Consider the following 16,330-nt stretch of genomic DNA (forward strand, 5'->3'; position numbering starts at 1 on the left):
GCATGCGCGAGGTCCCGGGCCAGGCCCGGGACACCGGACAGCCTTTTGCAACCGGGGGCCCGGCCCCCAGGGAGAGAGAAGATGACCCGCAGATTCCGCTCACGTGAGTGGTTCGACGACCCCCACCGCCCCGACCAGGTCGCCCTCTACATGGAGAAGTACCTCGGCTGGCGCTATTCCTACGAGGAGCTGCGCTCCGGCAAGCCGATCATCGGCATCGCCCAGACAGGCTCCGATCTCTCGCCCTGCAACCGCGTGCACATCCAGCTCGCCGACCGGGTGCGCGAAGGCATCCGCGAGGCCGGCGGCATTCCGCTGGAATTCCCCGTCCACCCCATCCAGGAAACCGGCAAGCGCCCCACCGCGGCGCTGGACCGGAACCTCGCCTACATGGGCCTGGTCGAGACGCTCTACGGCTATCCGATCGACGCCGTCGTCCTCACCACCGGCTGCGACAAGACCACGCCCGCCTGCCTGATGGCGGCCGCGACCGTGGACATCCCGGCGATCGTGCTCTCCGGCGGCCCCTCGCTGGACGGGTATTTCGAGGGCGACGACCTGGTAGGCGCCGGCACCATCGTGTGGCGGATGCGCCGCAAGCTGGCGCGCGGCGAGATCACCGAGGAGCAGTTCTTCCGCGCCTGCGCCGGCTCCGTGCCTTCCATGGGCCATTGCAACACCATGGGCACCGCGAGCACGATGAACGGCCTGGCGGAGGCGCTCGGCATGTCGCTCACCGGCTGCGCCGCCATTCCGGCGCCCTACGCCGACCGCTCGACCATGGCCTATCAGACCGGGCTGCGCATCGTCGGCCTCGCGCATGAGGACGTGAAGCCCTCCGACGTGCTGACGCGGGACGCCTTCCTCAACGCGATCGCCACGAACTCCGCCCTCGGCGGCTCCACCAACGCCCAGCCGCACCTGCAGGCCATCGCAGCCCATGTGGGCGTGGAGCTGAAACCCTCGGACTGGCAGCTCTACGGCCATGACGTGCCGCTGCTGGTGAACATGCAGCCGGCGGGCAAATACCTCGGCGAGGGGTTCTACCGCGCCGGCGGCGTGCCCTCGGTGATGTATGAACTGCGCGAGGCCGGCCTGCTGCGCGACACGCTCACCGTCACCGGCAAGACCATGTTCGCCAATCTCGACGGCCGCGAGGCGGAAAACCGCGAGGTGATCTTCCCCTTCGAGACGCCGCTCTCCGAGAAGGCAGGTTTCGTGGTGATGACCGGGAACCTCTTCGACACCGCGATCATGAAAACCTCCGTCATCTCGCCGGAGTTCCGCGCCCGCTACCTCTCCACCCCCGGCAACGAGGGGGTCTACGAGGGCCGGGCCATCGTGTTCGACGGCTCGGAGGATTACCACGACCGCATCAACGACCCCGCGCTCAACATCGACGACAGCTGCATCCTGGTGATCCGCGGCTGCGGCCCGGTGGGCTGGCCCGGCTCGGCGGAAGTGGTGAACATGCAGCCGCCCGACGCGCTGCTGCGCCAGGGCATCACCTCGCTGCCGACCATCGGGGACGGGCGCCAGTCCGGCACCGCCGACAGCCCGTCGATCCTCAACGCCTCGCCGGAAGCGGCCATCGGCGGCGGGCTCGCCTGGCTGCGCACCGACGACATCATCCGCATCGACCTCAACAAGGGCCGCTGCGATGCGCTGGTCGACGAGGCCACATGGGAGGCGCGCAAGGCCGATGGCCTGCCGGCGATCCCCGCCAGCCAGACGCCCTGGCAGGAGCTTGCCCGCCAGACCGTGGGCCAGCTCGCCCAGGGCGGATGCATGGATCTCGCGGTGAAATACCAGAAGATCTCCAACACGGTGCCCCGGCACAACCACTGAACGCGCGCCGGCCCCCCCCCCCGCGGAAAGGGGGGCCGGCTGCCCGCCCGCCACGGGCCGGCGCAGGAAACCCGGAGCGGGCGGCGCCGCCGCCGACGCGGCCCGGCCGGAGACATCGTGATCCCGCTTGCGCCCGCCGGCGCCGGGGCAGGGGTTGACCCCGGCGCCCACAGGTAACATTGTCGACAATAATCCGTCCGACAGGAGACCCCGTGATGCCCGTTGCCCAACTCAGCCCGAAACACAACCTCCAGCAGGAGCGCGAGGACCTCGCGGCGACCTTCCGCTGGACGGCCCGCCTGAACATGCACGAGGGGGTGGCCAACCACTACTCCCTGGCGGTGAACGAGGAGGGCACCCAGTTCCTCATGAACCCCAACCAGATGCACTTCAGCCTGATCAAGGCGAGTGACCTGCTGTTCCTCGACGCGAACGACCCCAGCTCCATGGAAGGCCCCGACGCGCCGGACCCGACGGCCTGGGGCCTGCACGGCACCATCCACCGCAACCTGCCGCACGCGCGCTGCGCCATGCACGTGCACTCGATCTACGCCACCGTGATCGCGATGCTGGAGGACAGCTCGCTGCCCGCCGTGGACCAGAACTCCGCCATGTTCCACAACCGCGTCGCCGTCGACACCCAGTACGGCGGGCTCGCTTTCGAGGAGGAGGCCCAGCGCTGCTGCCAGCTTCTGGCGGACCCGATGAAGAAGGTGCTCATCATGGGCAACCACGGCATCATGGTGGTGGGCGACAGCGTGGCCGACACGTTCAACCGGCTCTACTACTTCGAGCGCGCCGCGGAGACCTACGTGAAGGCGCTGTGGACCGGCAAGCCGATCCGCGCGCTCTCCGACGCCGTGGCCGAGAAGACCGCGCAGGAGATCGAGGCCTACCCGGAGCAGGCCGACAAGCTGATGATCGCCATCCGGCAGATCCTGGAGCGCGACGGCGAGGACTTCCGCCTCTGAGCGCACCCGGCGGGCCCGCCGCGGCCCGCCGACCCCAGCCGGCCTGCCCACCCCTGCCGATTGACAGCGGCCCCCCTTCCGATCTAGAAGGTTAACCTGTTAATGGATTGCGGGGGCCGGATGCCGCATCTGAGTTTCGAATATTCACCCGATCTCGACACCCGCATCGACATGCAGGCCTTCGCGGCGCTGCTGCGCGACGCCATGGTGGAGACCGGACTGTTCCCGCTGGGGGGCATCCGGGTGCGCGGCCTGCGCTGCGCCGTGGTCGAGATCGCCGACGGGGCGGAAGCCTACGGCTTCATCGACATGGTGCTGCGCATTGGCGAGGGGCGCAGCCCGCAACAGCGGGCCATGGCCGCCGAACAGGTCTATGCCGCGGCGGAGACCTTCCTGCGCGCCCGGCTCGGAGCGCTGCCCTTCATGCTCAGCCTCGAGATCCGCGAAATCGTGACCGAATTCTCCATCCGCCGCTACAGCACGGTGCACGCTGCCGTTTCGGCGCGCGCCGGCGCATGAGCGGACACTCGCGGCAATTCGAACGCGCACTGCCGATTGCCCTGTTGCGGGCGCGCGAGGCGACGATGCGGCTGTTCAAGCCGCATGTGGACGCCCATGGCCTCAGCCTGCCGCAATGGCGGGTGATGCGCGCGCTGGCCGAAATGGGGCCGCTGGACGCCACCGAACTGTCCGAGCGCTGCGCCATCCTCGGCCCCAGCCTCACCCGTATCCTGCGCGCGCTGGAGGACCGCGGCTTCACCGCACCCTCCGGCGAGCCCTCGCGCGATGCGCGCCGCCGCGTCGTGGTGCTCACGCAGGAGGGCGCGGCGCTGTTCCACAGCATGGTGCCGGAATCCGAGCGCATCTACCGCGAGCTGGAGGCGGAATTCGGCTCCGAACGGCTGGAAACCCTGCTCACCCTGCTGGAGGACCTGCGCGAGGCCGCCACGCGCCTCCGCCCCCGGGAGGACTGATCGCGCCCGCTCGCGCGCCGCGCGCAAATGCGCTTCCCCTCGGCAGCGCCGCGCCCTATCTTGCGCTCCATGAACAAGAAGATTTCCACAGGCAGCAGCGTGCAGAACCCCGGGGATGCATACGAGCTGATCCTGAAGATCATCGATGACGGGCTCATCGGGCCCGGCGGGCGGTTGGTCGAAAGCGAACTGGCCGAACGCTTCGGCGTGTCGCGCACGCCGATCCGCGAGGCGCTCAAACGCCTGGAAACGCAGGGTGTCGTCACGCGGGACGGGCGCAGCCTCATCGTGTCCAGCCTCGATCACGACCAGCTGGGCGAGCTCTACGTGGTGCGCGCCACGCTCGAGGGCCTGGCTGCGCGGCTCGCGGCAATGCATGCCGCGCGCGAGGAGATCTCCGTGCTGCGCGAACTCCTGGAGCGCGACCGCGACCTGGTGGACAACGCCACCGCCCTGGCCCGGGCCAACAAGCGCTTCCATCACCAGATCCACCTCGCCAGCCACAACCGCTACCTGATCCAGCAGCTCGTGGCCGTGCACCAGGCCATGGCGCTGGTGGCCACCACCTCGCTGGCCGCCGAAGGCCGGGGGGAGCAGGCGCTCGCCGAGCATGAGGCCATTCTGGAGGCCATCGCCGCGCGCCGGCCGGACGAGGCCGATGCCGCGATGCATGCCCACCTGTCGCAAGCCTATGAAACCCGGCTGAAACTGGACGCAGGAAAGATCGTATGAAGGATATTGCCGCGCGCATCGCCAGCGCCCGCACCGCCGGAGACCGGTTCGTGGCCGAGCCCGGGCTCACCGACATCGAAGCCGGCCTCGCGGCGCAGGACCTCGTGACCGAGCTGCTCGGCTGCGTGGGCGGCTACAAGATTTCCTGGAACACCGCCGCGGCGATGACACAGATGAACCTGCCGCATCCGGGCTACGGCCGGGTGCTCGCGGACGGCATCCGCGAGAGCGGCGCCGTTCTCGAAGCCGCAAGATACCGCGAGTTCGTGATGGAGCCGGAGATCGCCGCGGTGATCGGCGCCGACATGGCGCCGCGGCCCGGCGGCTGGGATGCGGCCTCGGTGCGCCCGCATGTGGCCCGCTGGGTGCCGGCGTTCGAGCTGCTCGACCGTCGGGAGGGAGGCGGCGTGGCGCATGTGCCCACGATCCTCGCCGGGAACATCTTCAACATCGGCGCCGTTCTCGGCGGTCCGGGCGCCGGGCCGGACACGGATTTCTCCGATCTCGAGACCGTGGTGCGCGTGGGCGGTGAGGAAGTGCTGCGCCGGCGCGGCGCGGCCCCCCAGCCGCCGGCGGAGGCGCTGGCCTTCATCGCCACGCGCTTCAACGCCCGCGGGCTTACGCTGCGCGCGGGCGAGATCGTGTTGTGCGGCACGCACATGCCTGTCACCCCGGTGCCTGCCGGGGCCGAGGCAGTGATGTCGGTGAGCGGGCTGGGCGAGGTGCGCTTCTCCATGCGCTGAGTGTCAGGCCCGGGCGGCGACTGCCTGTGCTTCGAGCGGCATCATCGGCGGCACGGCATCGGCCCGCGCCCCGGGATTTTCCGCCGCCTTGAAGCCGGGCAGGGGCGCGCCCGCGTACGGGTCTACCGCGCTCACGCCGTGATCCGTCTTGTCCCAGTAGAACGGTGAGAACACCAGCTCGAACAGGGCCTTGTAGGCCGCCGCCGCGCCGAGCGGCCAGTAGATCGGCAGCACCGCCAGCCAGGGGATCAACCGCGCCTGACCGGTGTTGACCAGGGCGCGGATGTTGGTGGCGAAGAACACCACCTGGCCGGCCAGCAGGCTTGCGGCGATGATCGGCATCAGCGGCGCGGGAACGGCCGCGATCCAGCTCGGCACGAAGCCGAGCGACGACATGCCCCAGCCCAGCCAGAGCAGCGGAAGCGACAGTTGCGCCGAAGCGCCGCCCAGCATCAGCACCTGGAAGCCGAGGAAGCGGTACGGCCCCAGGTCGCGCCAGAGCGTGGCGGGCCGCAGCATGTGGGTGATCCAGGTGACCATGTAGCCCTTCTGCCAGCGTGAGCGCTGCTTCACCCAGGGCCAGGGGCGGCAGTTCGCTTCCTCCAGCGTGACGGAGTTGATCACCCGGGTGCGCAGGCCGAAGCGTGCGAGCCGCATGCCCAGATCCGCGTCCTCCGTGACGTTGTGCGCATCCCAGGCGCCCACCGCCTCAAGCGCGGCGCGGCGGAAGAACACCGAGGTGCCACCCAGCGGCACGGGGAAGCGGACGCGCTGCAACCCCTTCAGCAACACGTTGAACCAGGTGGCATATTCGGCCGCGAAACAGCGCGAGACCCAGTTTTCGCCCGCGTTGAAATACGACAGGCGCGCCTGGATGCAGGCGACGCGCGCCGGGCTCTCGGCGAAGGCCTCGATGACGGCGGCCACCTGTTTCGGGTCCGGCTGGTCCTCCGCATCATAGATGCCGACGATGTCCCCGCGGCAGAAATCCAGCGCGTAGTTCAGGGCGCGCGGCTTGGTGCGCAGGCTGTCGGCGGGCACGGTGAGGGCGCGGCAGGTGGGCGGCAGGCTGCGAGCGCGCACGGCCTCGACCATCCGGGTGTCGTCCTCCTCCAGCACCAGGATGATGTCGAGCAGCTCCGCCGGATAGTCCAGCCGCCCGAGGGCCGCGAGCAAGCGGTCCAGCACCTTCGTCTCCCGGAACAGCGGCACCATGATCGACACTTGCGGCAAGGTGCGGAACCGGCTGAGGCGGGGCAGGTCATGCACGGGGCTGCGATCCTCGATGATCCAGGACAGCAGGAGCGAGATGAGCCGCAGCGCGGTGGTCGCGGCGTTGGAGAGCACGGCGAGACAGAAGATCAGCGCGAGGCAGGGGGCGATGCCGAAGCCGGCGAAGGCGAGCAGCACCAGGCCCACGCAGCCGGCGGCCACAGCGCGCGTGTGCCGGCCCCAGCTGCGGCAGGAGAGGTCGATCCGGGTGCGGCGGCTGGCCCGGCGCGCGAGCCGTTCGCGGAAGGCGAGGGCGAGGGCGGCCTCGATGTCCAGCCGGTCGGCGATGGCTGCCGCGGCGGAGCCGGGGACCAGCCCGCAGGCCTGCTCCGCCTCGCGCAGGCGCTCGGGTGTCGGGTCCGCCAGCACGAGGATGACGGTGCCGCCCACGCGCCGCCAGGGAATGCAGCCGATGTCGAGACAGGCCGGCGCGGAACAGCGCGCGAGCAGGGCAGGGTCGGCCGGGGCGCCGACCAGGTCCACCTCCATGATGCCGAGAAAGGTGCCCTGCGCGCGCACCAATGCGCTGCGGCTGAGCTGGCCATGCGCCACCAGCACCTCCCCCAGCGGCCGGCGGCTGCGCCTCTGCCGGGCCAGCGCGCGCCCGAGGATCGCCGCGTCGATCAGCCCGCGCGCGACAAGAAAGGCGCCGAACTGCTGAGCCTGAATGCGGGCAGGGCCTGCCGACAGTCTGGAAGGGGGGACGTGCAGCTCGGTAGACACGATGGGGCGACTTTCCTGGACCCGGGGCGTCCAGTCATCGCAAATCAGCCTTAACGAGGGCTTAACCAGAACGAGGGCTCGACCAGGCACCACGGCCCGGGGGCGGGACAGGCCGGTCGCGAGGCCGGCCTGCCCCATCACATCGCGGCGACGAAGCGCTCGAAGAGGTAGGAACTGTCCATCGGGCCCGGGCTGGCCTCCGGGTGGTACTGCACCGAGAACACCGGCCGGTCGCGCATCCGGATGCCGCAGTTCGAGCCGTCGAACAGCGAGACATGCGTTTCCTTCACGCCCTCGGGCAGGGTCTGGCTGTCCACCGTGAACCCGTGGTTCATCGACGTGATCTCCACCTTGCCGGTCTCCAGGTCCTTCACCGGGTGATTCGCGCCATGATGGCCGTGATTCATCTTCACAGTGCGGGCCCCCAGGGCGAGCGCGAGCATCTGGTGGCCGAGGCAGATGCCGAACACCGGCATGCCGCTCTGCTCCATCACCGAGCGGATCATCGGCACGGCATACTCGCCGGTGGCGGCGGGGTCTCCGGGGCCGTTGGAGAGAAACAGGCCCTCGGGATCATGCGCCAGCACGTCCTCGGCGGTGGCGCTGGCCGGCAGCACCGTCACGTCACAGCCCGCGGAGGCGAGGCAGCGCAGGATGTTGCGCTTCGCACCGTAGTCGATGGCGACGACGCGGCGGCCTTCGCCCTCCCGCGGGCGATAGCCCTCGGGCCAGGACCAGCGCATCTCGTTCCAGCGGTAGGACTGGGCGCAGGTGACCTCACGCGCGAGGTCGGCGCCCACCATCCCCTTGAAGGAGCGGGCTTTCTGGAGCAGGTCCTCCACGTCGAACACGCCGTCCGGATTGTGCTGGAGGGCAACGTGCGGGATGCCCTGCAGCCGGATCAGCCGGGTGAGGCGGCGGGTGTCGATGCCACCGATGGCGATGCGGCCGCGGCGGGCCAGCCAGTCCGGCAGGTCACCGGCGCTGCGCCAGTTCGAGGGCTCCGTCGGGTCCCATTTCACCACCATTCCGGCGGCCACGGGCTCGGTGGTTTCGTCATCCTCGTCGTTCACGCCGGTGTTGCCGATGTGGGGGAAGGTGAAGGTGACGATCTGGCCGGCGTAGGACGGATCGGTCATGATCTCCTGATAGCCGGTCATCGCAGTGTTGAAGCACAGTTCGGCCACGGTGGTGCCTGTCGCCCCGAAGCCTCGGCCGTAGAAAATCGAGCCATCGGCGAGAACGAGACAGGCAGTGGGCTTTCCGATGGGGCCTGGGCGGGTCATGTGCATACCTTTCGCGCGGATTCGGCGGAACCTATTGAGGCGGAGAGTGAAGGTCAACACCGGACTCCGAATATAATTTACCTTTTGTTTACAACTGCTTGCTGCAGCGCAATGTCATTGTGACTGTCCGGGGATTCCTGTAAAATCCTCCTCTTCTGGGGACGGCTTGCCGTCGGAGGGAACGAGGAACACGATGCGCGAGCGTCTTACCAAGGCAATGAAGGAGGCGATGGTGTCCAAGGACGCCACCCGCCTCTCGACGATCCGTCTGATCAACGCGGCCATCAAGGACCGCGACATCGCAGCCCGCACGGGGGATGGGTCGGACAACGGGGTCAGCGATGCCGAGATACTGGGTATCCTCGGGCGCATGATCAAGCAGCGCCAGGAAAGTGCGCGGCTTTACGAGGAAGGTGGCCGGCTGGAACTGGCCGAGCAGGAGCGCTCCGAGATCGCGGTGATCGAGGAATTCCTCCCGCGCCGGCTCGATGACGCGGAGGTGGAAGCGGCCGTGAAGCAGGCGGTGGCCCAGACCCAGGCGCATTCCATCCGCGACATGGGCAAGGTGATGGGGATCCTGAAATCCCAGTACGCCGGCCAGATGGACTTCGCGAAGGCCGGTGCCGCGGTGCGTGCAGCGCTCGGCTGAGCGGCTGCTGACCGGGGACAGAGTGCGGCAGGGGCCGCGGCGTCATGCGCCGCGGCCCCTTTCGTTGCGCGGAGCGCTGTCGGCCGGAAACGGTCCTGCCCGAGGTGAGGGCAAGGGGGTCGGGCGCTCCGGTGCCGGCGGGGGCGCGCGGGGTGGGCGACAGGTTACCCGCGGCCCTGGTCCGGTTCCGGGCAGGTCGGGGCGGCGATGGCGCGGGCGATGGCGCGGGTCAGTTCGTCATGCAGGCTCTTGCGCTCCTCGGCGGAAAGGAAGGCACCGAGCTCGATGCGGCGGCCGCTGCCGGAGAGGGTGAGATAATTCTCCAGCCGGCCCTCGGGGGCGATGTCGATCCGCACCCAGTAGGGATTCGCGTGCCAGTGGCGGACCTGGCCGCCGGGGTCGCGCCGCTCCACGGTGAGGAGATCGGGCCAGAGCTTCAGTTCCTCGGTGATGCGCGCGTCGCGATAATTGCGGCGCATGAAGGCCCAGAGCAGGGCCACGTGCAGGCCGGCGAAGGGCAGCATGACCCAGAGCGCCGACGTGCCGACGAAGGCCGCGAGCGGGATCAGGTAGACCAGCGATGTGAGCAGGATGAGCAGCCGGAAACCGCGCTGGCTGAGCGAGCGGTGTGGCCAGAGCAGCGCCGTGTAGAGCGGCGCGCTGTCCCGGAAGGGAAGGGCCGGAGCCACGGGGGCTCCGGCCGGTTGTGATGGGGTGGTGTCTACCACCGCGCGCATCCCTCAGTGGTGTTTCTGGTGGTCCCACATGTCCGGGGTCGGCAGGGTCTCGAACGTGTGCTCCGGCGGCGGGTTCGGAAGGGTCCATTCCAGGGTATCCGCCGACGGGCCCCAGTAGGAATTCTCCGTCACGCGCTGGCCGCGGGTGAGCGTGTAGAACACGATGCCGATGAAGAGCAGGAACGAGGCGAAGGAAATGAACGCGCCGATCGAGGAGACCATGTTCCAGAGCGCGAACTGCTCCGGATAGTCGATGTAGCGGCGCGGCATGCCCTGGTAGCCGAGGAAGTGCTGCGGGAAGAAGGTGAGGTTCGCCCCGATGAACATCATCCAGAAATGCACCTTGCCCCAGAATTCCGGGTACTGGCGGCCGGACATCTTGCCGATCCAGTAGTAGACGCCGGCGAAGATGCAGAACACCGCGCCGAGGCTCATCACGTAGTGGAAATGCGCCACCACGTAGTAGGTGTCATGCATGGCCCGGTCGATGGCCGCCTGGCTGAGCACCACGCCGGTCACGCCGCCCACGGTGAACAGGAACAGGAAGCCGAAGGCCCAGAGCATGGGCGTCTTGAGCTCGATGGAGCCGCCCCACATGGTCGCGATCCAGGAGAAGATCTTGATGCCGGTGGGCACCGCGATCACCATCGTCGCCATCATGAAGTAGCTCTGCTGGGTGACGGACATGCCCACGGTGTACATGTGGTGCGCCCAGACCACGAAGCCCAGCACGCCGATGCCGACCATGGCCCAGACCATCGGCAGGTAGCCGAAGATCGGCTTCTTCGAGAAGGTCGAGATCACGTGGCTGATGATGCCGAAGCCCGGCACGATGATCATGTAGACTTCCGGATGGCCGAAGAACCACAGCAGGTGCTGGTAGAGCACCGGATCTCCGCCGCCATCGGGCTGGAAGAAGGTGGTGCCGAAGTTCCGGTCGGTCAGCAGCATGGTGATGGCGCCGGCCAGCACGGGCAGGGAGAACAGGATCAGGAAGGCCGTGACCAGGATCGACCAGGCGAAGAGCGGCGCCTTGAAGATGGTCATGCCCGGGGCGCGCATGTTCAGGAAGGTGGTGATGATGTTGATGGCGCCGAGGATGGAGGAGGCGCCGGAGACATGCACCGCGAAGATGGCGAGGTCGGTCGAATAGCCGCCCTCCTGGGTCGACAGCGGCGCGTAGAGCACCCAGCCGATGCCCGACCCCATCTGCCCGTTGCCCCCCGGCGAGACCACCGAGAGCACCGCCAGCGTGCAGCCGCAGACGTAGAGCCAGTAGGAGAGGTTGTTCAGCCGCGGGAACGCCATGTCCGGCGCGCCGATCATCAGCGGCATGAAATAGTTGCCGAAGCCGCCGAAGAGCGCGGGAATCACCACGAAGAACATCATCAGGATGCCGTGGGCGGTGATGATCACGTTCCAGAGATGGCCATTGGGCGAGCCGTCTTCGAAGGTCATGTACTGCACGCCCGGCTGCATCAGCTCCAGGCGCATGTACACGGTAAAGGCCACCGAGATGAACCCGATCACACCTGCGGTGAACAGGTAGAGGATCCCGATATCCTTATGATTTGTGGACATGAACCAGCGGGTGAACCACCCCCGGTTGTCCTCATGGGCATGTACGGCTGCGTCGGCCATTATTCACTCCCTGCCACGTTGCTCTGCCTGCCGACTCGCACACGCTGCCACGTGCACGAGTCCACAACTTGGTCCGACATTTACTCCGGTCCTCCTGGCGGCTCAATTGGCACGTTCGCCGCATGCCGGTTGATCCGGAGTTAACATTGCGCAGAAACACTAGCACAGCCCGGAGTTTTGCCGAAGCCCCAGCAGGGGGAGCGCAATGGACGCCCCGTTCCGCGGCCTCAGGGCGTGCGTTACCGGTCGGAGCGCCGGGGCGGACCGGCCGGGGGCTGCTCTGCCGTGCCGAAGATGCGCAGGAAGCTGGCCTGCAGGGCCAGGTCGAGGTCCGGCATGGCCGCCGGGATGCCGAGGTCTGCCAGGCTCGTCACGCCGCGATCTCGGATGCCGCAGGGCACGATGCCGTCGAAATGGCTCAGGTCCGGCTCCAGATTGATCGAGATGCCGTGAAAGCTCACCCAGCGGCGCAGGCGCAGGCCGATGGCGGCGATCTTGTCCTCGGCGGGCGCGCCGTCGGGCAGGGGCGGGCGCTCCGGGCGCACCACCCAGATGCCGACACGCCCCTCCCGGCGCTCCCCGCGCACGCCGAAGCTTGCGAGAGTGTCGATCACCCATTCCTCCAGCAGCCACACGAAGCGGCGCAGGTCCCGCCCGCGCCGGTTCAGGTCGAGCATCACGTAGGCCACGCGCTGGCCGGGGCCGTGATAGGTGTATTCGCCGCCGCGCCGGGCCGGGAACACCGGGAACCGGTCGGGCTGGGTGAGGTCCTCCGGCCGGGCCGAGGTGCCGGCGGTGTAGAGCGGCGGGTGTTCGAGCAGCCAGACCAGTTCCGGGGCCGTCCCGGCGACGATGGCGTCCACCCGCGCCTCCATCACCGCGAGCGCCTCCGGATAGCTGACCGGCCGGTCCTCCACCCGCCACTCGGGCGCGGGGGCGACGGCGGAGCGAGGGGGGACTTCGTTCATCTGGCTGACCTTCCGCTGGAGCGCGCCATTCTCCCGCCCCGGAGCCGGGAATGCAATCACGGGAATTCCCCCTATGCCGTTGAAAACGCGACCAACTTCCACCGAACGCAAAAAAAGTCCCCGAACAGGCGAAACGGCTCTTTTCATCTCCGGAATCGGCGGCTATACACCGCGTCGTCACGGAGCGGTCGTGGCGGAATTGGTAGACGCGCAGCGTTGAGGTCGCTGTGGGGTAACTCCCGTGGAAGTTCGAGTCTTCTCGACCGCACCAGACTTACACTGAGATGCACGTTGATGCACGCTGGGCCTCGCGGAAGCGGAGCCCGGCGTGCAACGCGTTCGGGCCTCCCCTTGCAGGGTGCCCGGGCGGGCAGGCGCCGCCCCGGCAGGGGCCGGGTGCGCGTGGTGCACTCTCTCGGGCCTCGGCACGGGGGGGCGTGAAGAGGGCCCCCGCCTGCGAAGGCGAGGGCGTCCCGGGTCAGCCCGCGGAGGTGAGCGTGTCGATGAGCGGCTGCCATTGCGCCTTCATCGGGGCGTAGAGCTTCTGCGGGCGGTCATGCAGGGCGGCGCCCTCGGCGGCGAGATCGCCGTAGGCGGCGCGCTCGGTGACCCAGGCCAGCGGCTGCTGGCCGATCTTCTCGAAGAACCCGGCGAGGGAGGTGGCGGCGCGGGCCTGGGGGCGCACGCGCATCGCCAGCAGGTGCAGGCGCGCCTTCCCCTTGCGGATGCGCTTGAGGTCCTCGACCTCCCTGAGGAAGCGCCGGGTGCTGTCGGCGTCGAAGACCGAGGGCAGCACCGGCACCACCACCGCATTCGCCTCGCCGATCAGGGCCGCGGCATTCTCCACGTCCAGCGCGCCGGGGGCATCGATCACCAGCCAGTCCAGCTTCTTGGGGCGATTGCCGAAATCGCCGGAGGCGGTCCAGTCCAGGGCGCGGATCGGCGCGAGCGCGGCCGGGCGCAGCTTCAGCCAGCGCAGCGCGGATTTCTGCGGGTCCGCATCGGCCAGCGCCACCCGCGCGCCCCGGGCCCCGCCGGCCTGTGCCAGGGCCGCGGCGAGGGTGATCGCGGTCAGCGTCTTGCCGCAGCCGCCCTTCCGATTGGCGATGAGGATGGTCTTCATCCGGCGTCTCCCTCTTCGGCCCCGCTTGCAGCAGCCGGGCCGCTATGCAATTGCTGTCAAGGAATTGATGCAATTTGATGGGGTAGAATGCAAATCATCACGACGACCGAGGATCTCGCCCGATTCTGCTCCGACTGCGCCACGGCTCCCTACGTCACGGTCGATACGGAATTCCTGCGCGAGAGGACCTACTACGCCCAGCTCTGCCTCGTGCAGCTCGCCAGGCCGGCCGCGGAGGGCGAGGATGACGAAGCATCCGCCGCCATCGTCGACCCGCTGGCGAAGGGCCTTTCGCTCGAGCCGCTGTTCGAGCTGATGCGCAATACCGGCGTGATGAAGGTGTTTCACGCCGCACGGCAGGACCTCGAGATCTTCTACACGCTGATGGGCTCGGTGCCGGAGCCGATCTTCGACAGCCAGGTGGCCGCGATGGTCTGCGGGCTGGGGGATCAGGCGAGCTACGAGTCGCTCGTGCGCCGGGTGGCACGGCAGGGGATGGACAAGTCCGCCCGCTTCACCGACTGGTCGCGCCGGCCGCTGAGCGAGAAGCAGCTCTCCTACGCCATTGCCGATGTCACCCACCTGAGGGTGATCTACGAGGCGCTCTCCGCGCAGCTGGCCGAGAGCGGCCGCACCGCCTGGGTGGACGAGGAAATGGCCATCCTCACCTCGCCCGCCACCTACGACATGGACCCCGAGGAGGCCTGGCGCCGGGTGAAGACCCGCACCACCGCGCCGAAGTTCCTTGCCGTGGTACGCGAGCTGGCGGCCTGGCGCGAGCGGCAGGCGCGAGAGCGCGACGTGCCGCGCAACCGGCTGCTGAAGGATGACGCGCTGCTGGAGATCGCCTCCAACAAGCCCACCACGCTGGAGGAGCTCGGCCGCTCACGGCTGCTGCAGCGCGAGGGCCGGCGCAACGACATGTCCGACGGGATCCTGCGCGCGGTGGCCGCGGGCATCGCCTGCCCGCCGGACAAGCGGCCCGTGGTTCCGGAACCCTTCGTGCCGAAGCCCGGCGGCCAGGCGCTCGGCGACCTGCTGCGCGTGCTGCTGAAGGCGAAGGCCGAGGCCAGCGGCGTGGCCCCGCGGCTCATCGCCTCCAGCGCCGATCTCGACCGGATCGCCAGTGGCGAGGACGCGGACGTGCCGGCGATGAGCGGCTGGCGCCACGAGGTGTTCGGCGGCGATGCAGAGCGCCTGCGCGAAGGGCGCATCGCGCTTTCGGCCGACCAGGGCGGCGTGAAGCTCATCGAGATCTGAGGCGCGCCGCCCGGGCCGGGCGCGCCCGGCAGGCCGGTTCCGGTGGCTCAGGAGCTGCCGGCCGGGGCCGGGGCGGGGGCAACCGGCGGGATCGGCCGTTCCAGGCCGCTGTCGGTGCCCACCACGCGGATCTTGCGCGCGCCGGCCAGGATGTCATCTCCCACGAACTGGGCGGCGATCATCGAGCGGGCGCTCGCCGGCCCGGCGCCGACCGGGCTCGCATCGGGCGGCAGGGCCACGGCTTCGAGCACCACCGCCCCGTCCGCGGTGGGGCGTCCGCCGTCCAGCAGGCGCAGTTCGGGGGCGTAGAAGCCCTGCAGCGGGGCGGTCGCGGTCACCTGGACGAGCACGCCGCGGAAGCCCCGGCCCACGTCCAGCGTGTCGACGGTGGCGAGGCGCACCTTCGCGGCCGCGACCTCGGCGCTGGTCTGCGGTCCGTCCGGTTCGCTCAACGGGTTGGCGACACTGTAGCTGCAGCCGGCCAGCATCAGCGCAATCGGTATCAGTGCAAACGCGGAACGTATCATGGGTCTCCCCGCTAAAGACTTGGTTGGACGATTGCGATAGACCGGAATCGCATCAATTGGAAGGCCGGGGCGCATGCGTGCGACACAAGACCGAGGCATCCTGCTGCTGGGCGGGGCCCGGGAGGCGGAGGACCTGGCGGCCGCGCTGAGCGCCGGCCCCGGGGCCGGCGCGCTGCTGATCCGCCCGCCGGGGCTGCGCGGAACCGGGTTCGACACCCCCGCGACCAGCCTTCCGCCCGGCGATGTCTCCGGGCGCGCGCGGCTCGGCCGGGGCTGCGCCGCGGTGGTCATCGCCACACATCCTTTCGATGCCGCCGGCACGGCTTCCGGGGTGGCGGTGGCGCGGGCCCTCGGCCTGCCGGCGCTCAGGCTGCTGCGGCCCGCCTGGCGGCCGGGCCCGGGCGACGGCTGGCAGCAGGTGGAGACGGCCGGCGCGGCGGCGGAGGCTGCCGCCGGGCGTGGCGCGCGGCGGGTGTTCCTCGCGGTGGGGCGCGACCGTCTCGCGCCCTTCGCCGCCGCGCTGCCGGAGGCGGAGCTGTTCGTGCGGGTGCTGGGGCCGGGCCCGCTGCTGGCCCGCGGGCAGGTGCTGGAGGCGCCGGGGCCGTTCACGGCGGCCGGCGAGGCGGAGCTGTTCGCCCGTCTGGGCGTCGACCTTGTGGTGGCGCGCAACACCGGGGGCGCGGGCGGCTGGCCGAAACTCGCTGCGGCCCGCGCGCTCGGCCTGCCGGCGATCCTGCTCGCGCAGCCCGCGCCGCCGCCCGGCCTTGCGCGCGCGGCGACGGTCGCGGCGGCGGTGCGTTGGATTTCAGGCAAACTCGGGGTGGAAATTCCACCCGGCGTGGCTTAAGTCAGCCCATTCTGCAAAGGGGATTTACC

16 protein-coding genes and 1 tRNA gene are annotated in these 16,330 nt (G+C 69.4%); 10 read left to right on the forward strand and 7 right to left on the reverse strand.

Going from position 1 to position 16,330, the window contains the following annotated elements; all coding sequences use genetic code 11:
• Positions 1 to 81: 81 nt before the first annotated feature.
• The 6 genes from FDP22_RS12835 to FDP22_RS12860 all read left to right on the forward strand — a co-directional run bounded on the left by FDP22_RS12835 (position 82) and on the right by FDP22_RS12860 (position 5,268).
• Positions 82 to 1,848: an IlvD/Edd family dehydratase gene (locus FDP22_RS12835; protein WP_138574192.1), complete on the forward strand. Its 1,767-nt coding sequence runs from the start codon at positions 82 to 84 to the stop codon at positions 1,846 to 1,848.
• A gap of 215 nt (positions 1,849 to 2,063) precedes the next feature.
• Complete coding sequence (locus tag FDP22_RS12840; protein WP_138574194.1) at positions 2,064 to 2,819, forward strand: class II aldolase and adducin N-terminal domain-containing protein; 756 nt, start codon at positions 2,064 to 2,066, stop codon at positions 2,817 to 2,819.
• A gap of 120 nt (positions 2,820 to 2,939) precedes the next feature.
• Positions 2,940 to 3,338, forward strand: a complete 399-nt coding sequence (locus FDP22_RS12845) for a 5-carboxymethyl-2-hydroxymuconate Delta-isomerase (RefSeq protein ID WP_138574196.1) — start codon at positions 2,940 to 2,942, stop codon at positions 3,336 to 3,338.
• Positions 3,335 to 3,793: a homoprotocatechuate degradation operon regulator HpaR gene (gene hpaR, locus FDP22_RS12850; protein ID WP_138574198.1), complete on the forward strand. Its 459-nt coding sequence runs from the start codon at positions 3,335 to 3,337 to the stop codon at positions 3,791 to 3,793. Before FDP22_RS12845 ends, hpaR begins: the two co-directional genes overlap by 4 nt.
• 69 nt (positions 3,794 to 3,862) lie before the next feature.
• Complete coding sequence (locus tag FDP22_RS12855; protein ID WP_138574200.1) at positions 3,863 to 4,525, forward strand: GntR family transcriptional regulator; 663 nt, start codon at positions 3,863 to 3,865, stop codon at positions 4,523 to 4,525.
• Entirely contained in the window at positions 4,522 to 5,268 is a 747-nt protein-coding gene (locus FDP22_RS12860; protein ID WP_138574201.1) for a 2-keto-4-pentenoate hydratase, read from the forward strand. Before FDP22_RS12855 ends, FDP22_RS12860 begins: the two co-directional genes overlap by 4 nt.
• A 3-nt stretch (positions 5,269 to 5,271) precedes the next feature.
• Here FDP22_RS12860 and FDP22_RS12865 read toward each other — a convergent pair whose 3' ends face one another.
• On the reverse strand, positions 5,272 to 7,263 hold the full coding sequence (locus FDP22_RS12865; protein WP_170317690.1) for a glycosyltransferase: 1,992 nt from the start codon (positions 7,261 to 7,263) through the stop codon (positions 5,272 to 5,274).
• A 137-nt stretch (positions 7,264 to 7,400) separates the two neighbouring features.
• Positions 7,401 to 8,555 (reverse strand): glutamine-hydrolyzing carbamoyl-phosphate synthase small subunit, encoded by a 1,155-nt coding sequence (gene carA / locus FDP22_RS12870; RefSeq protein WP_138574205.1) that lies wholly within the window; start codon positions 8,553 to 8,555, stop codon positions 7,401 to 7,403.
• Positions 8,556 to 8,742: 187 nt separating this feature from the next.
• On the opposite strand from carA, the gene FDP22_RS12875 reads away from it, so the two are divergent.
• Positions 8,743 to 9,198: a GatB/YqeY domain-containing protein gene (locus FDP22_RS12875; protein ID WP_138574207.1), complete on the forward strand. Its 456-nt coding sequence runs from the start codon at positions 8,743 to 8,745 to the stop codon at positions 9,196 to 9,198.
• Positions 9,199 to 9,362: 164 nt separating this feature from the next.
• On the opposite strand, the gene FDP22_RS12880 is transcribed toward FDP22_RS12875, so the two are convergent.
• The 3 genes from FDP22_RS12880 to lipB all read right to left on the reverse strand — a co-directional run bounded on the left by FDP22_RS12880 (position 9,363) and on the right by lipB (position 12,544).
• Positions 9,363 to 9,887 carry a DUF2244 domain-containing protein gene (locus FDP22_RS12880; protein ID WP_170317691.1) on the reverse strand — a complete coding sequence of 175 codons (525 nt, stop codon included), beginning with the start codon at positions 9,885 to 9,887 and terminating at the stop codon, positions 9,363 to 9,365.
• A gap of 51 nt (positions 9,888 to 9,938) precedes the next feature.
• Positions 9,939 to 11,576 (reverse strand): cytochrome c oxidase subunit I, encoded by a 1,638-nt coding sequence (gene ctaD, locus FDP22_RS12885; protein WP_138574211.1) that lies wholly within the window; start codon positions 11,574 to 11,576, stop codon positions 9,939 to 9,941.
• Between the two features lie 239 nt (positions 11,577 to 11,815).
• Positions 11,816 to 12,544 carry a lipoyl(octanoyl) transferase LipB gene (lipB, locus tag FDP22_RS12890; RefSeq protein WP_138574213.1) on the reverse strand — a complete coding sequence of 243 codons (729 nt, stop codon included), beginning with the start codon at positions 12,542 to 12,544 and terminating at the stop codon, positions 11,816 to 11,818.
• 184 nt (positions 12,545 to 12,728) lie between these two features.
• Between lipB and FDP22_RS12895 the strand changes: the two genes are divergently transcribed.
• Positions 12,729 to 12,815 (forward strand) — tRNA-Leu (locus FDP22_RS12895).
• Between the two features lie 207 nt (positions 12,816 to 13,022).
• On the opposite strand, the gene FDP22_RS12900 is transcribed toward FDP22_RS12895, so the two are convergent.
• Positions 13,023 to 13,667, reverse strand: coding sequence for a ParA family protein (locus tag FDP22_RS12900; protein ID WP_138574215.1), 645 nt, complete (start codon positions 13,665 to 13,667; stop codon positions 13,023 to 13,025).
• Positions 13,668 to 13,754: 87 nt separating this feature from the next.
• Between FDP22_RS12900 and rnd the strand changes: the two genes are divergently transcribed.
• The gene (gene rnd, locus FDP22_RS12905) at positions 13,755 to 14,927 is read left to right on the forward strand and encodes a ribonuclease D (protein ID WP_138574217.1); all 1,173 of its coding nucleotides are present in this window, start codon (positions 13,755 to 13,757) and stop codon (positions 14,925 to 14,927) included.
• 47 nt (positions 14,928 to 14,974) lie between these two features.
• Here rnd and FDP22_RS12910 read toward each other — a convergent pair whose 3' ends face one another.
• Positions 14,975 to 15,454 (reverse strand): hypothetical protein, encoded by a 480-nt coding sequence (locus tag FDP22_RS12910; protein ID WP_138574219.1) that lies wholly within the window; start codon positions 15,452 to 15,454, stop codon positions 14,975 to 14,977.
• A 73-nt stretch (positions 15,455 to 15,527) separates the two neighbouring features.
• Here FDP22_RS12910 and FDP22_RS12915 point away from each other — a divergent pair, with 73 nt between their 5' ends.
• Positions 15,528 to 16,301, forward strand: a complete 774-nt coding sequence (locus FDP22_RS12915) for a precorrin-6A/cobalt-precorrin-6A reductase (protein WP_138574221.1) — start codon at positions 15,528 to 15,530, stop codon at positions 16,299 to 16,301.
• Positions 16,302 to 16,330 lie beyond the last annotated feature (29 nt).

The organism is Paroceanicella profunda, assembly GCF_005887635.2.
Lineage (GTDB): Bacteria > Pseudomonadota > Alphaproteobacteria > Rhodobacterales > Rhodobacteraceae > Paroceanicella > Paroceanicella profunda.

What these genes read in the sequence shown, in the direction of transcription:
- FDP22_RS12915 (WP_138574221.1), top strand. Translation starts at nt 15,528, where the DNA reads ATGCGTGCGACACAAGACCGAGGCATCCTGCTGCTGGGCGGGGCCCGG.
- FDP22_RS12910 (WP_138574219.1), bottom strand. Translation starts at nt 15,454, where the DNA reads ATGATACGTTCCGCGTTTGCACTGATACCGATTGCGCTGATGCTGGCC.
- FDP22_RS12900 (WP_138574215.1), bottom strand. Translation starts at nt 13,667, where the DNA reads ATGAAGACCATCCTCATCGCCAATCGGAAGGGCGGCTGCGGCAAGACG.
- FDP22_RS12860 (WP_138574201.1), top strand. Translation starts at nt 4,522, where the DNA reads ATGAAGGATATTGCCGCGCGCATCGCCAGCGCCCGCACCGCCGGAGAC.
- FDP22_RS12845 (WP_138574196.1), top strand. Translation starts at nt 2,940, where the DNA reads ATGCCGCATCTGAGTTTCGAATATTCACCCGATCTCGACACCCGCATC.
- FDP22_RS12875 (WP_138574207.1), top strand. Translation starts at nt 8,743, where the DNA reads ATGCGCGAGCGTCTTACCAAGGCAATGAAGGAGGCGATGGTGTCCAAG.
- FDP22_RS12855 (WP_138574200.1), top strand. Translation starts at nt 3,863, where the DNA reads ATGAACAAGAAGATTTCCACAGGCAGCAGCGTGCAGAACCCCGGGGAT.
- lipB (WP_138574213.1), bottom strand. Translation starts at nt 12,544, where the DNA reads ATGAACGAAGTCCCCCCTCGCTCCGCCGTCGCCCCCGCGCCCGAGTGG.
- carA (WP_138574205.1), bottom strand. Translation starts at nt 8,555, where the DNA reads ATGCACATGACCCGCCCAGGCCCCATCGGAAAGCCCACTGCCTGTCTC.
- FDP22_RS12840 (WP_138574194.1), top strand. Translation starts at nt 2,064, where the DNA reads ATGCCCGTTGCCCAACTCAGCCCGAAACACAACCTCCAGCAGGAGCGC.
- hpaR (WP_138574198.1), top strand. Translation starts at nt 3,335, where the DNA reads ATGAGCGGACACTCGCGGCAATTCGAACGCGCACTGCCGATTGCCCTG.
- rnd (WP_138574217.1), top strand. Translation starts at nt 13,755, where the DNA reads ATGCAAATCATCACGACGACCGAGGATCTCGCCCGATTCTGCTCCGAC.
- ctaD (WP_138574211.1), bottom strand. Translation starts at nt 11,576, where the DNA reads ATGGCCGACGCAGCCGTACATGCCCATGAGGACAACCGGGGGTGGTTC.
- FDP22_RS12835 (WP_138574192.1), top strand. Translation starts at nt 82, where the DNA reads ATGACCCGCAGATTCCGCTCACGTGAGTGGTTCGACGACCCCCACCGC.